Origin of the sequence: Actinoplanes sp. NPDC026670, assembly GCF_040638175.1 — a bacterium.
GTDB lineage: Bacteria > Actinomycetota > Actinomycetes > Mycobacteriales > Micromonosporaceae > Actinoplanes.
In genome coordinates this window covers 33,045-46,727 of the sequence record NZ_JBEZXU010000086.1, presented here as the reverse complement: position 1 = coordinate 46,727, position 13,683 = coordinate 33,045, and the positions used below count along the sequence as shown (strand labels likewise).

The window sequence follows — 13,683 nt, the reverse complement described above, 5'->3', positions numbered from 1 at the left end:
CGTAGGTGTGGCGGTGTGGCGGTGTGGCGGTGTGGCGGTGTGGCGGTGTGGCGGTGTGGCGGTGTGGCGGTGTGGCGGTGTGGCGGTGTGGCGGTGTGGCGGTGTGGTGAGGGTGCTAGCTCGTGACGAACTTGAGGTCTCGGATCACCTCTGACGTGGCGATTGGGCCGAGCACGCCGAACGACTGCCGCCCCGCCGTGGTCTGGACGTGCACCGCCTCCAGGGTCTGGTCGCCGAGCCCGTCGGGGAGGCCGACCGGGATGCCCGGGTCGAGCTCGACGGTCACGGTGCACCCGGCGATGACCCGCTCGATCCGGTTCTGCACGCCGGCGTCCTGTGGCGTCTCCCGCCGCCAGCCACGCCTCTCCAGCCCGAGCACCCGCGTGGTCGGCACCTCGGCCCCGACCACGTCCTTGAGGTCGGCCTCGGTGTAGACCTCCCGCCCGAGCTGCGGGAACGGCTGGAGGATCTCGTAGTCGGCGAAGACCTCGCCCCACCCGGCGTCGAGGTCGAGCGGATGTGCGACCCCGACCGTGACGTCGGCGGGCAGGGTGTACGGCTCGTCGGTCACGTCGGCGTAGCTGCGGTCCTCGGAGACCCGGAACGAACTGCCGTCCGACACGGTCCAGACCAGCCGCCGCACGATGTGCCACAGCAGCGGGTGTCCGGCGAAGTAGCGGGCGAACTCGTCGGGTGTCCACCGGCGGCCGGTGACCATCGCCTGCTCCAGCCGCCGGACCTGGTCGGCGGCGACGGTGCGGACGTCCTTCTTCAGCGCGGCGAACTGTTTCTGCGCCTGCTCGGCGACCGGGTTCGACGGTTTCGGCAGCGCCTTGAGCCGTTTCCCACCGGCCTCCGACACGTAGGGCTTGAGCTGCTCGTCGAACCCGACGGTGAACTGCCGCGACCCGTAGTCGAGTGTCAGGCTGCCGTCGGCGGCCAGCCCGAAGTCGGGGACCAGCCGGTCGGCCAGCTGCTCGGCGGTCAGCCCGAGCCCGTCGGCAACCTCGATGATCTTCTCCTCGGCGGCCGTCTTGAGCCCTTTGAACTTCGCCCGCTGCGAGATGCCGTAGAGCCGCATCAGCGCCGTGTCGGAGCCGATCGTGGCCAGCACCCGGACCCCGGCGACCGCCTTGGTGTGCCCGCCCTCGCCGGGCCACGCGAGGATCAGCGGGGTGAGCTGCCGGACCGTCGTGTCGTCGCCGAGCAGCGCCAGGGCGTCGAGCACCCAGCTCTGCTTGGGGTCGGCCCCGGCGAGCTGCCAGGAGTCGAGCAGCCCCCAGGCGAACCCGGCCAGGTCAGCGGGCTCGCACGCGTCGGCGGCCAGGGCGACGCCGGCAAACGGCTCGTCCATCCGGGAGACGGCCAGCATGGTGATCAGCGCCTCGACGGCGGCCGGCGGCAGCACCCCCGAGCCGTCGCGCAACCGCACCGGCGGCAGGATCGCGGGCACCGCCCACGCCGGGGTCGCCGGCAGGCGGGCGGGCAGCAGCGTCAGCGGGTCGCGGGCCAGCAGCGCGGCGATCGCTGCGGCGGCTTCCGGCCCGTAGCCGGCGGCTGCCGCGTGCACCGTGTCGGCGGGCAGCGCGAGCAGCGCCGTCTCGGCCTGCCGCCGGGCCGGGCCGGCCTTGCCGAGCGCGGCCGGCACCAGTGCCCGGGCGGCCGACGCGGCGTGTCGCTGGAGCCAGGAGTACGCCGCCGGGCGGGCCCGCTTGACCCGCGTGAACCGGTCGGCCATCAGCAACGCGATCGCCGGTGACGAATACGGCAACAGCGCGTCGGTCATCGTGATCGACTGCTCGGCGGCGTCGTGAACGAGAGGCAGGGCGGCCCTGTCGAACCGGGCGGCGGCCACCTTGACCCACTGGTCGTAGACGTGCCCCCGGCTCGCCCGCCAGGTCGGCAGCAGCGGCCGGATCAGCTCCTCCGGGCCGTCGGCGAACAGCATCGCGGCCAGCCACTCGTTGCGGCCGGACGCGACGGCCTCGGTGATCTGCTCCCACGTCATCCAGGGTTGCTCCCGGCCATACGGCGTGTTGAGCCACCTGTCGCGCTCGCCGTCACGCCACTCGACGGTCGCCGGGTCGTCGCAGCTCAGGCCCGTGATCACGACAGGTTTCGCGGGCTTGGCCCGGGTCAGCCAGGGCGGGCTCGTCAGGACTGGCGGCACGGCCCCGACCGGGGCGTAGGTGACGGCGGCCGCGGCGGCGGCCAGGTCACGCACCCGCTCGGCGGCCGCGGGCGTCAGCGACGGCAGGACCTCGTCGACCAGGTCGAGATGGGACAGCACATGGGCGCGCAACAGCGGCGTGCCGGCCTCGGCGAACAGCCGCATGGCCCGGGCCGGGAAACGCGCGGCCGCGTCGAGCAGCGCGCCCGGCACATGCTTCCGGTCGAGCCGGGCCAGCAGCGCGGTGATCACCTCGTCGCCGTCGAGCTCGGCGAGGACGGACAGGATCCGCTGATGAACCTCGGTGGACAGGCGCGAGGTGTCGAGCCAGGTCAGCAGCCCGCTGGTGGCGCCCGGCCCGGCGCCCTCGGCGATGGTGGCGACGAACGGCAGCACCGGCAGCCAATACCAGGCGGTGATCTGCGGGGCGAGGACATCCACCTGCGCCCTCGTGCCCGCGGCGAGCAGCAGGAGCTCGGCCACCGGTTGGGTGAGGACTGCGGTGGCGACGTCGTGCTCGACCCACTCCAGCTCGCCGGGCAGCAGCACCGAGGTGGCGACGGATGCGCTCCAGCCCCGGTCTCGGTAGGGCCGCAGCGCGGCGAGCACCTCCGCATGGTCGCTGTCAGGCGCGACAGCGATCGCGGCCCGGACCCGGAGCAGGATCTGCTGCACCGGCCCCCGGAAGCCGGGCTGGTCCAGCGATGTCTCGGTGACGTAGAGCGGACCGAAGTGGGCCGGGTTGAGGCGGGTCCGCTCGTTGGTGGCCAGCATGGCGAGCTCGACCGCGGCGCACGCGGCGAAGACCAGCCCGCGGCGGGCCAGCCAGAGATCGGCGAACGGGCTGAGCGGGCCGTGCTCCCGGTATGCGCGCCACAGGTGTGGGCTCAGCGCCACGACGACCGCGGCCGCCCCGAGCGGCGGCGCGCCGGGATCGTCGTCGAGCCAGGCGCGGGCGGCCACGGCGATCTCGCGGGGCGTGCCCGGCTCGTCGAGAACCGGTGGCAGCTCAGCGTGATGATCGGCCAGAAGCTGCCCGGCGGAGGCCCCGCCGCTCGTGTCGATCACGAACGGCGGAGCATCCACACTGCCACGACGCACGAACCTGTTGCGCTTGACGACACCCACCCGGACCACCCTCCCGTGACGAACAGCCCGAAGAGTAGCGGCGGGGTACGACAGAAACCCTAAGCGCTGGTACAGACCGTGCCGTTGAGGGTGAACACGGCCGGCAGCACGTTGGGCCCGCTGTAGTTGCCGACGAACCCGACGCTGGCGGTGCCCCCGGCGGCCAGGGCGGCGTCGCTGGTCACCCGGACCGTGCGGCCGTCCTGGTTCCAGGTGGCACTCCACCCGCTGCTCACGCTCTGCCAGCCGGTCGGCCAGGTGAACGCCAGGGTCCACCCGTTGACCGGGGCGGTCGCGTTGTTGGTGATGTCGATCGTGCCGACGTACCCGTTGCCCCAGTCGTTGATGTCGCGGAACTTGACCGTGCACGACGAGGTCGCCGGGGTGCCGGTGGTGAAGGTCAGCGGCGGCGACGCGGGCGACTGACGGCCGGCGCCGTCGCGGGCCAGCACGTTGATCGTGTACCGGCGGCCGGGTTGCAGGTTGCCGATCGTCAGCGAGGTGCCGGTGGTCTCGCCGAGTTGCTCGCTGACGCCGCCGTTCTGCCGGAACACCTCGTATTTCAGCCCGGCTGCGCCGGCCGGCCAGGAGATCGTCGCGGTCCGGTCGGTCACCGTCGCGGCAGGCTGGCCGGGCGCCTTCGGCGATCCTGATTCGGTACGCCCGGAGCGAACCGTGACCAGCGAGACCGAGTACGGCTCCAGTGTCTGCGCCGAGGCGCTGCCCACGGCCGCGGTGCCGACGCCGTCGTCCCCGTTGCGGTACGAGGCGACCGTGGTCACCCCCGCTGCCGGCGTGAACCCCTGATAGTTGAGCGACACGGTGTGCGCCGCCCCCGGGTCCTTGTTGACCAGAAGCACCGCCAGATCCCCGTTGGCCCGCCGCACCGCATGCACGCTGACCAGCCCGTTGTCACTGCCGGCCCCGACGAACCGGTCGCCGGCCCGAGCGAGGTCCCCGACCAGCGAGAGCGCGTGATAGGGCGCGAACGGCGTGTTGAGCGCCGGCTGGCAGACCGTGTTGTCGGCGTTGCAGTTGCCGCTGGACAGCAGCCCGTAGTCGCCGTAGTCGGTCTCGCCGGCCACCTCGGAGATGGTGCCCAGGCCGTTGTGGACGTTCCACCACTGCACGGTGAACACACCCTGGGCGAGCAGCCCGCTGTACACGTCGGCGAGGAACAGCGCACCGGGCTGGGTGTTGCGGCCGACCTCGACGTTGGTCTCGGTCATGCTGATCCCGATCCGGCTCGCGCCGGCGCCCGCGTACTGGTTGATCTGCTGGCGCAGCAGGTACACGGCGTCCTGGATCTGCGCGGTCCGGGTCAGGGTCTCGGCCGGGGTGGCACCGCCCGGGTACCAGTGCACGTCCACGAAGTCGATGGCCGAGCCGGCGCGGGTCAGCACCTCCTGGTTCCAGGTGCCGGTGTCGCCGGAGCCGATGATGCCGTCCGGCCAGTTCCCCGGCATGGTCAGCACGGCGCCGACTTTGATCGTCGGGTCGACGGCCTTCATCGCCTCCGAGTAGGCGACGACGTTGGCGGCGTACTCCTTGGGGCTCTTGTCGGCATGGTCGTCGGCCTCCCAGGCCGAACCGTAATGGCCGTTGCCGTAGTTCTCGTTGCCGATGGTCCAGTATTTCGCGCCGTAGCCCTTGGTGACGTTGGCGTACCGCACCCAGTCGGCGGCCTCCTGGGCGGTGCCGGTGCCGTAGTTGGCGATGATCATCGGCTGGGCGCCGGTGCGCCGGGCTCCGGCCATGAACGTGTCGAAGTCGGTGTTCGGCGCGACGTAGCCGCCGGGGGCGGTGTGGTCGCGCCAGTGGTAGATGTCGGCGTAGGAGCCGCCCGGGTAGCGCAGCATGTTCACGCCGGCGTCGCTGAGCAGGTCGGCGACGGCCGGGGTGCCGAGCTGGGAGTCCCAGATGGCGTGGTTGACGCCGACCGCGGTGTCGCCGACGGTGGCCAGCCCGGCCCGTACGTCGATGTCGATCCGGGTGTCGGCGGCCGCGGCGGCGGACGCGCCGGTGGACGAGGGGAGGACGGCGGTGACCGCGGCGAGCAGCACGGCGCTCGCGAGGGAGGGGATCTTCACGGTGTCTCCACGAACGAGGGGGATGTTGGGAGCGCTCCCATCTTCGACGTAACAAAAGAAAGATGTCAATGAAACAAAATCGGTGCGGCATGCTGGACCGGTGAGGAATCAGCATGTGCTCGTCGCCGTCCCGGAGGAGCAGCTGCGGGTGTCGCTGGCCGAGCGCCTGTCGGCGGCCGGCTACCTGGTCACCGCGGTCACGACCGGCGCCGCGGCCATGACCCACCTCCAGTGCCACGACGTCGACCTGATCGTTGTCGATGTCGCGATCCCCGACATGTACGACCTGGCCCGGCACCGCCCGATCCTCGCCGACCGTCCGCCGGTCATCTGCATGACCACCTGCGACGCGCTCGACCTGCTGCTGCCCGAGATCGGCACCGATGTCGAGGACTGGGTCACCAAGCCCTGCCGGATCCCGGAGCTGCTCGCCCGGGTGCGGCTCCAGTTGCGCCAGACGGTGCTGCGCCACGGCGACCTCATCCTCGACGAGGTGGTCTACCAGGCGTGGCGCGGCGACCGGCCGCTCGATGTCACGCCCGCCGAGTACCGGCTGCTGCGCCACCTGCTGCTCAACGCCGGCCGGGTGCTGTCCAAGGAGCAGCTGGCGCAGAGCGTGTGGGGCGAGTCCCGCGATCTGAACACGATCGAGCGCCTGGTCTCCCGGCTGCGGCAGAAGGTCGGCCCCGAACTGATCCACACCAAGCGAGGCTTCGGCTACCGGCTGGAGTGACCTGGGTCACGTCTGGTTTCTGTCAGGTTCGTGTCCGGCTCACGTCAGGTCCGGTTGGTTGCATAGCGGGCATGTCTGACACGCCCTACTATCCGATGACACGTGAGGCGAGCTGCCCGTTCGCGCCCGCCGCCGCCATCCGCGAGGCCGAGCCGGTCAGCCGGGTGCGGATCTGGGACGGCAGCACCCCGTGGTTCGTCACCAGGCACGCCGACCAGCGCGCGCTGCTCAACGACCCGCGGCTGAGCATCGACGAGAAGAAGCCCGGCTACCCGCACATGACCCGCTCCCGGGCCGCCATCGCCCCGCACATCCCCGAGCTGATCACCAACACCGATCCGCCCGAGCACACCCGGCTACGGCGTACCGTCAACGGGCCCTTCATGGTCAAACGGGTCGAGGCGCTGCGCCCGCGAATCCAGGAGACCATCGACGGCCTCGTCGACGAGATGCTCGCCGGCCCCAACCCCGTCGACCTGGTGGAGGCGATCGGCCTGCCGGTACCCACCCTGGTGATCACCCGGATCCTCGGCGTCCCCTACGCGGACCATGCGTTCTTCCAGGCCGCCAGCCGCCGCGCGATCAGCCACGACACCGACCCCGAAGCGGGCGCCAAGGCCGGGCAGGACCTCGGCGAATACCTCGGCGCGCTGCTCACCCGCAAGATCGCCGAACCCGCCGACGACGTGCTCTCCGAGATGGGCGCCCGGGTCACCGCCGGGGAGATGACCTTCGCCGAGGCCGTCACGATGGGCAGCGCCATCCTCATCGCCGGCCACGAGACCAGCGCCAGCATGATCTCCCTGGGCACCCTCGCCCTGCTGCACAACCCGGACCAGCTCGCCCTGCTGCGCGCCAACAGCGACGACCCGAGATTCGTCGCCGGCGCGGCCGAGGAACTGCTGCGGTATCTGACGATCGTGCACACCGGCATCCGGCGGATCGCCGTCGAGGACATCGAACTGCACGGCGCCGTCATCAAGGCCGGCGACGGTGTCATCTTCGACCTGGGCGGCGCCAACTACGACCCGGCCGCCTACCCCGAACCCGACCGGCTCGACCTGACCCGGCCCGCGCGCACCCACCACGCCTTCGGCTACGGCGCACATCAGTGCCTCGGCCAGTCGCTGGCCCGCGTCGAGTTGCAGGTCGTCTACGGCACCCTCTACCGCCGCATCCCCACCCTCGCGCTCGCGGTGCCGTTCGAGGAGGTCGAGTTCGCCATGGAAGGCGTCGCCTACGGCCTCAAGTCACTGCCGGTCACCTGGTGAAAGGGGCTCTCATGCGAATCGAGTTCGACGAGCCGAAGTGCGTCGCCGCCGGGCAGTGCGCGATGGTCGCGCCAGACGTCTTCGACCAGCGTGAAGACGACGGGGTCGCCGTCGTCCTCGACGAGAACCCCGGCGCCGACCAGCACGAAGCCGTCCGCGAAGCCGCCGCGGTCTGCCCGGCCGCGGCCATCCGGCTGGTCGAGGAGTGAACCGGATCGTCATCGCCGGGGCCGGCGCGGCCGGGCTCGCCGCCGTCGAGACCCTGCGCCGGGAGGGGTTCACCGGCACGATCACCGTGCTCAGCGAGGAGACCGAGGTCTTCTACGACAGGCCGCCGCTGTCCAAACAGATCCTCGCGGGGGAGTGGGACGCCGACCGGATCCGGCTGCGCGCGCCCGCGCAACTCGCGGCGCTCGACATCGACCTGCGTCCGGGCGTGCGGGCGGCCGGCCTCGACACCGCCCGGCGGCTGGTCACCCTGAGCGACGGCACTGACGTGCCTTACGACGGGCTCGTCGTGGCCACCGGGGTGCGGCCACGACCGCTTCCGGACGATTCACAACCTTTCATCCGTACGATCGACCAAGCTCTTGAATGGCGCAAAAGGCTGCGGCCCGGCACCGCCTTGACCATCGTCGGCGCCGGGTTTCTCGGCGCGGAATGCGCCGCCGTCGCCGCACGCCTCGGATGCGCCGTCACCCTGCTCGAACCCGCCGCCGTCCCGCTCGCCCACGCCGTCGGCGAACCGGTCGGCCGGATGCTCGCCGACGTCCACCGCGAACACGGCGTCGACGTGCGCACCGGAGTCACCGTCACCTCGCTGGCCGACGACGCGCTGAGCACCGCCGACGAGGTGCTGGTCGCCATCGGCTCGATCGCCAACACCGACTGGCTCGCCGGCTCCGGACTCGACCTCGGCGACGGCCTGCTCTGCGACGAGTACTGCGCCGCCGCGCCGGGCATCTACGCCGCCGGTGACGTGGCCCGCTGGCACAATCCGCTGTTCGGCGTCACGATGCGCATCGAGCACCGCACCAACGCCGCCGAGCAGGGCATGGCCGCCGCCCGCAACCTCCTCGGCGCCGCGAAACCGTTCGCACCGGTCCCGTACTTCTGGTCCGACCAGTACGACCTCAAGATCCACGCGTACGGCCACCTGCGCGGACACGACCACTTCGAGATCGTCGAGGGCACCCTCGAGTCGCGCCGGTTCCTCGCCACGTACCGCCGCGCCGGGCGTCTCGTCGGCGCTCTCGCCGTCAACATGCCACCCAAGGCCATCCGCCCCTGGCGCCAGGCCATCGCCACCCCGCCGCCTTCCGCCGGTTCGTCTTCCGCGGCCTTGCCTTTCGCCGGTTCGTCTTCCGCGGCGTCGGCTTTCGCCGGTTCGTCGTCCGCGGCGTCGGCTTTCGCCGGTTCGTCGTCCGCCGCTTCGCCTTTCGCTGTCTCGCCTGTCGTCGAGGAGTCGCCGTGAGTGCCGCTGATGTCGTCGTCGTCACCGGGGCCGGTGGGATGGGCGCCGCCGTCGCCCGCCGCCTCGCCAGCGGCCGCACCCTGCTGCTCGCCGACGCGTTCCCCGACCACCTCGACCGTGCCGTGACCACGCTTCGTGCCGAAGGCTACGACGTGCGCGGCCAGGTCACCGACATCGCCGACCAGCCCGCGGTGGCCGGGCTCGCCGCCACCGCCGCGTCCCTGGGCCGGATCGCCGCCGTCGTCCACACCGCCGGAGTGTCGGCCGCCACCGCCACCGTCGACCAGATCATGCGGGTCGACCTGGCCGGAACCGCCTACCTGATCGACGCCTTCGAACCGCTCGCCGGCCACGGCGCCGCGATCGTCTGCGTGGCCAGCATGGCCGGCCACTACGCCCGGCTCAGCACGGCCGACGAACACGCCCTGGCCACCACCCCGGCCGCCGGGCTGCTCGAGCTCGACGTGATCACCGGCTTCGGCGGCGACCCGGTGCACGCCTACATCCTGGCCAAACGGGCCAACCAGGTCCGCGTCCAGGCAGCCGCCCTCGCCTACAACCGTCGCGGCGCCCGGATCAACACGATCAGCCCCGGCGTGATCGCCACCCCGATGGCCCGCGCCGAACAGGACTCCACCTCCGGTGCCCACATGATGGCCATGCTCGACGCGTGCGGCGCCGGCCGTACCGGGACGCCCGCCGAGATCGCCGACGCCGCAGCCTTCCTGACCGGCCCGCACTCCCGCTACATCACCGGAACCGACCTGCTCGTCGACGGCGGCCAGGCCGCGTGGATCCGCCACCACCGCGTTTCCTAAAGTCGGTGGCCCGGCAGTCGTTGTGGGGCCTGTGACGAGGTCTCTGCGCGCACGGTTGTCGGTGGTGATCGCCCTCGCGATCGCCTTCCAGGTGATCGTGCCGTTCGTCTCCCTGCCCGCCGGGCGCAGCATCTCGGACGCGCTGATCCTGCTCCTGGCCGGCACCGGGGCGGTCTCGTTCGGCCGGCGGGCCGCCACCGAGACCGGCCGCAACCGGGCCGCCGCGGTGGTGGCGTCGATCGGGGCCATCACGTGGGCGTCCGCCAACGGGCTGTTCCTGGCGAGCGAACTGGCCGGAATGCCGTTCGCGTATCTCGCCGGCGCCGTGCTCTCCGTCGCCGCCGCGGTGTTCCTGCCGGTGGGCATGCACCTGACCAGTCCACCGGTGCGCGCCGCCGAAGGCCTCCGCGGCCTGCTCGACGTCGCCGCGGTGTCCGGGGCCGTCCTGGCGCTCGTGTGGATCTACATCCTGGAGCCGGCGAACGACGCTCTCACGGACAGCGCCTACACCGCCGCGCTCATCGCACCCGAGGTCATCGCGGCGACCTTCGCGCTCGTCCTGATGTCGCGCAACCTGCCGGAGGCGTCCGGCGAAAGCCCCCGCCTTCTCGGGTCGGCCGCGGTGGTCCTCGCCGTCAGCGCTCTGCTCGGCCTGCGCAACCAGGTCGCCGAACAGCCCTGGTACGCGGGTGGCGCCGGCGCCGGGTTCATCCTGGCCGCCGGGCTGCTCCTGATCGCGAGCCGGGTACGGGCGCCCGAGTTCGCCGAGGCCGGCACGAAGCGGCACTTCGCCGGTCCGTGGGCGATCCTGCCGTACATCCCGATCGTCCTGGCCGTGGCCGCCACCGCTGTCGAACTGGTGCACGACGACACCCTCGCCGGACCTGTCGTCTGGGTTCTCCTGACCACGTTCAGCCTGGTCCTGGCACGCCAGTTCATGACCGTCGCGATAGTCGGCCGGCTCGCTATCACACTCGAACAGCAGCAGGCCGAGCTGGCGCACCAGGCCCACCACGACGCGCTCACCGGCCTGCACAACCGGGCCGCCTTCAACGACCTGGGCCGGCAGATGACCGCGGCCCCGGGCGGTGGCGCGATCCTGCTGCTGGATCTGGACGGCTTCAAACCGGTGAACGACCGCCTGGGCCACGCCGCCGGCGACGACGTGCTGGTCACGATCGCGGCCCGGCTGACCGCGGCGGCCCGCCCCGGCGACCTGGTCGTGCGGCTGGGCGGCGACGAGTTCGCGCTGGTCCTCACGGCTCCCGCCACCGAGGCCGCCGGCCGCCGGCTGGGCGCCGACATCCTGGCCGCGGTCTCCGCCCCGATGCAGATCCAGGGCGAGCAGGTGACGGTGGGCGGCAGCATCGGCATGGCCACCGGCACCCACCCACTCGGCGAACTGCTGCGCCAGGCCGACATCGCCATGTACGCCGCGAAGGCCGCCGGCAAGGGCACGATCCGCACCTACGAGCCCCCGGTGCCGGCCGCCGACCCGCCCCGGCAGCGAGCCCTGCTGAGCTGATCACACCGGCGGGTGGCCGTTCGCCGCTTGGTGGGCCGGCATCTCGGGCCGGGGTGCGATCGGGCTGCCCGGCCGCCGACCCAGAGGTCGCGCCGAGCGGCCCGCGTGGACACCTGCGGTTCGGATCGGGCCGTGTGTCACCACGTTGCCGGGTTGGCTGGCCTGCGTGGACATCTGAGGTTCGATCCGAACCGAGGGTCACCACGCGAGTCGCTGCTGTCGACGGAGGTTGGAACGCCCTACCCGCGCGCCACTGGTGTCGAACGACGGCCAGAGCACACAATGGCCGATCGTGTGCGTTCGGCACTGCCATCACGTAGGTCAGATCCCGCGATCGGCGTTACGTGTGCGCTGGTCATCGGCAGCACGAGGACCAGCGCACACGATCGCGCAGTGTGTGCTCCCATCGCCGCTCGGAGGCAGCGCCATGATGCCGGAACCCCACCGCCATGACTGCGTCATCGGCCGGGGCCGAGGCGGTCGGCACCTGACGGCGCGGAGCGGAGCAGGGTCCAGGCCGCGGCGGCGTAGACGGCCAAACCGCGCCGCTCCGGTGGGAACCAGGCGTGGCTGGGACTTCCGGCCCTGGCCGGCGGGCCCACGGGCGAGACATCGTGATCCGGCCGGACCCTACCGTCAGGAGACCCCATGGAGACCACGTCACTGTCCGGGCTCACCGAACAGCACCTGGCCATCGCCCGCCAGGCGTCCAGCGGGCGCAGCGCCCACACCGTGCACGGCGGCACCGCCAGTGTGCTGCGGCAGACACTGATCGCCCTGGCCGGCGGGCAGCAGCTCGACGAACACGAGAGCCCCGGCGAAGCCACCCTTCAAGTGCTGCATGGCCACGTACGGCTCGTCGCCGGCACCGACGAGCAGGCCGGCGACGCGGGTGACCTGCTGGTGATCCCGAACCGCCGGCACAGCCTGAAGGCCGTCGATGACAGCGTCGTCCTGCTGACCGTCGCCAAGAGCTGACGCCTCCGGCGATCCCGGTCCGCCGCCGCGACCAGGCTTCAGCGGCGGACCGGGGTGTCCAGGCCGGCGGCGCCCAGCACCTCGTCGGCCTCCACCTCGGCTACGGTGAGTTTCGGCTGCGGGGCCCGGGGCAGCAGCCGGGCGACCGTGACGGCGGCCGCCGCGGCCAGGGCGGCGCCCACCACGAACACCGTCACCAACTGGGCCTCGCGGGGGAGCGGGACCGGGCCGGGGATCGGGTTGCGGGTCGTCATGGTGACCACGAACGCGGTGCCCAGGGACATGCCGACCGAGCGGGCGATCGAGTTCACGCTGTTCGCGATGCCGGTCTCGGCGGGCTCCACGTGGGCGATCAGCATGGCGGGCAGGGCGGCGTACCCGAAGGTGACGGCGGTGTTGACCGCCAGCGCCCCGACGATCACCTCCCAGGTGGCCGCGTGCAGCACCGCGAGCCACGCGAAACCGGCGCCGGCCAGCGTCGCCGCGATCACCAGCGTCGCCTTCGCGCCGAAGCGGGCCACCAGACGGCCACCCAGTGGCGCGGTGAACACGCCGCTGGCCGTGCCGGGCAGCAGGTAGATGAGGCTGGTCGCGAGCACCGACGCGCCGAAACCGTAGCCGGCCACCTCGGGCGGTGTCTGGACCAGCGCGGACACCGACAGGAACACGGCGAACATCGAGAAGCCCAGGAACAGACCGGCCGCATTGGCCACCACGATCGGACGGTGGCTGAGCATCCTGGTACTGACCAGCGGATGCGTGACCCGGCGTTCAAAAAGGACAAACAGGGTGAGTACGGCCACCGCGCCGGCCAGCAAGCCGATCACCCTGGGTGAACCCCAGCCCCAGCCGTTGCCCTCGGCCAGCGGCAGGAGCAGCAGCACGAGACCCAGCCCGAGCAGGCCCGCGCCCGCCCAGTCGAGGGTGCCGGTGGCCGCTCCCGGGCGGGCCGGCAGCAGCCACGCGCCGATCAGGCCGATCACGGTCAGGGCGGAGGCCAGCCAGAACAGATGGTGATAGTCGCCGCCCTGGCGCATCAGCAGGCCGGTGATCACCAGGCCGAGGCCGGCGCCGACTGAGAGCATGCCGCTGACCAGGGCCATCGCGCCGGTCAGGCGGTGCGGCGGCAGCTCCTCCCGGAGCACGCCGATGGCCAGCGGGAACAGTCCGAAGCTGGCCGCCTGGGCGACCCGGCCGACGAGCAGGAGCGGCAGGCTGGCGGTGGTGGCGGCGAGCACGGAACCGAGCAGGACCGCGACGAGGACCCCGAGCATCACGGTACGGCGGCCGTACAGGTCACCGAGCCGGCCCAGCATCGGCGTGAGCACCGCCGCAGCCAGCAGGTTCGCGGTCACCACCCAGCTGGCCGCGCTCGTGGTGACGTCCAGGTCGGCCTGGATGTCGGCGACGACCGGGACCACGAGCGTTTGCAGGGCGGAGACGAGCAGGACGACGTACGAGGCGACAGGCAGCGCCAGACGCGTTCGGAAGGACAT

10 protein-coding genes are annotated in these 13,683 nt (G+C 72.0%); 7 read left to right on the top strand and 3 right to left on the bottom strand.

Translation table 11 applies throughout. From position 1 onward, the window contains the following. Positions 1 to 115: 115 nt before the first annotated feature. Both AB0E94_RS46795 and AB0E94_RS46790 read right to left on the bottom strand, forming a co-directional pair. Positions 116 to 3,298 carry a DUF4132 domain-containing protein gene (locus AB0E94_RS46795; protein ID WP_360341176.1) on the bottom strand — a complete coding sequence of 1,061 codons (3,183 nt, stop codon included), beginning with the start codon at positions 3,296 to 3,298 and terminating at the stop codon, positions 116 to 118. A gap of 59 nt (positions 3,299 to 3,357) precedes the next feature. Next, positions 3,358 to 5,388, bottom strand: a complete 2,031-nt coding sequence (locus tag AB0E94_RS46790) for a cellulose binding domain-containing protein (RefSeq protein WP_360341173.1) — start codon at positions 5,386 to 5,388, stop codon at positions 3,358 to 3,360. Positions 5,389 to 5,488: 100 nt separating this feature from the next. Between AB0E94_RS46790 and AB0E94_RS46785 the strand changes: the two genes are divergently transcribed. From AB0E94_RS46785 to AB0E94_RS46755, 7 genes are all read left to right on the top strand, one after another. Then, on the top strand, positions 5,489 to 6,121 hold the full coding sequence (locus AB0E94_RS46785; RefSeq protein ID WP_360341170.1) for a response regulator transcription factor: 633 nt from the start codon (positions 5,489 to 5,491) through the stop codon (positions 6,119 to 6,121). 71 nt (positions 6,122 to 6,192) lie between these two features. After that, complete coding sequence (locus tag AB0E94_RS46780; RefSeq protein WP_360341167.1) at positions 6,193 to 7,392, top strand: cytochrome P450; 1,200 nt, start codon at positions 6,193 to 6,195, stop codon at positions 7,390 to 7,392. Between the two features lie 11 nt (positions 7,393 to 7,403). Then, positions 7,404 to 7,601, top strand: a complete 198-nt coding sequence (locus AB0E94_RS46775; protein WP_360341164.1) for a ferredoxin — start codon at positions 7,404 to 7,406, stop codon at positions 7,599 to 7,601. Continuing rightward, positions 7,598 to 8,866, top strand: a complete 1,269-nt coding sequence (locus AB0E94_RS46770; protein ID WP_360341161.1) for an FAD-dependent oxidoreductase — start codon at positions 7,598 to 7,600, stop codon at positions 8,864 to 8,866. The genes AB0E94_RS46775 and AB0E94_RS46770 overlap by 4 nt, the downstream gene beginning before the upstream one ends. Beyond that, positions 8,863 to 9,684: an SDR family oxidoreductase gene (locus AB0E94_RS46765; RefSeq protein WP_360341158.1), complete on the top strand. Its 822-nt coding sequence runs from the start codon at positions 8,863 to 8,865 to the stop codon at positions 9,682 to 9,684. The genes AB0E94_RS46770 and AB0E94_RS46765 overlap by 4 nt, the downstream gene beginning before the upstream one ends. A gap of 31 nt (positions 9,685 to 9,715) precedes the next feature. Continuing rightward, entirely contained in the window at positions 9,716 to 11,209 is a 1,494-nt protein-coding gene (locus tag AB0E94_RS46760; RefSeq protein WP_360341155.1) for a GGDEF domain-containing protein, read from the top strand. Positions 11,210 to 11,857: 648 nt separating this feature from the next. Then, complete coding sequence (locus tag AB0E94_RS46755) at positions 11,858 to 12,187, top strand: cupin domain-containing protein (RefSeq protein ID WP_360341152.1); 330 nt, start codon at positions 11,858 to 11,860, stop codon at positions 12,185 to 12,187. A 38-nt stretch (positions 12,188 to 12,225) separates the two neighbouring features. On the opposite strand, the gene AB0E94_RS46750 is transcribed toward AB0E94_RS46755, so the two are convergent. Next, positions 12,226 to 13,683: an MFS transporter gene (locus AB0E94_RS46750; RefSeq protein ID WP_360341149.1), complete on the bottom strand. Its 1,458-nt coding sequence runs from the start codon at positions 13,681 to 13,683 to the stop codon at positions 12,226 to 12,228.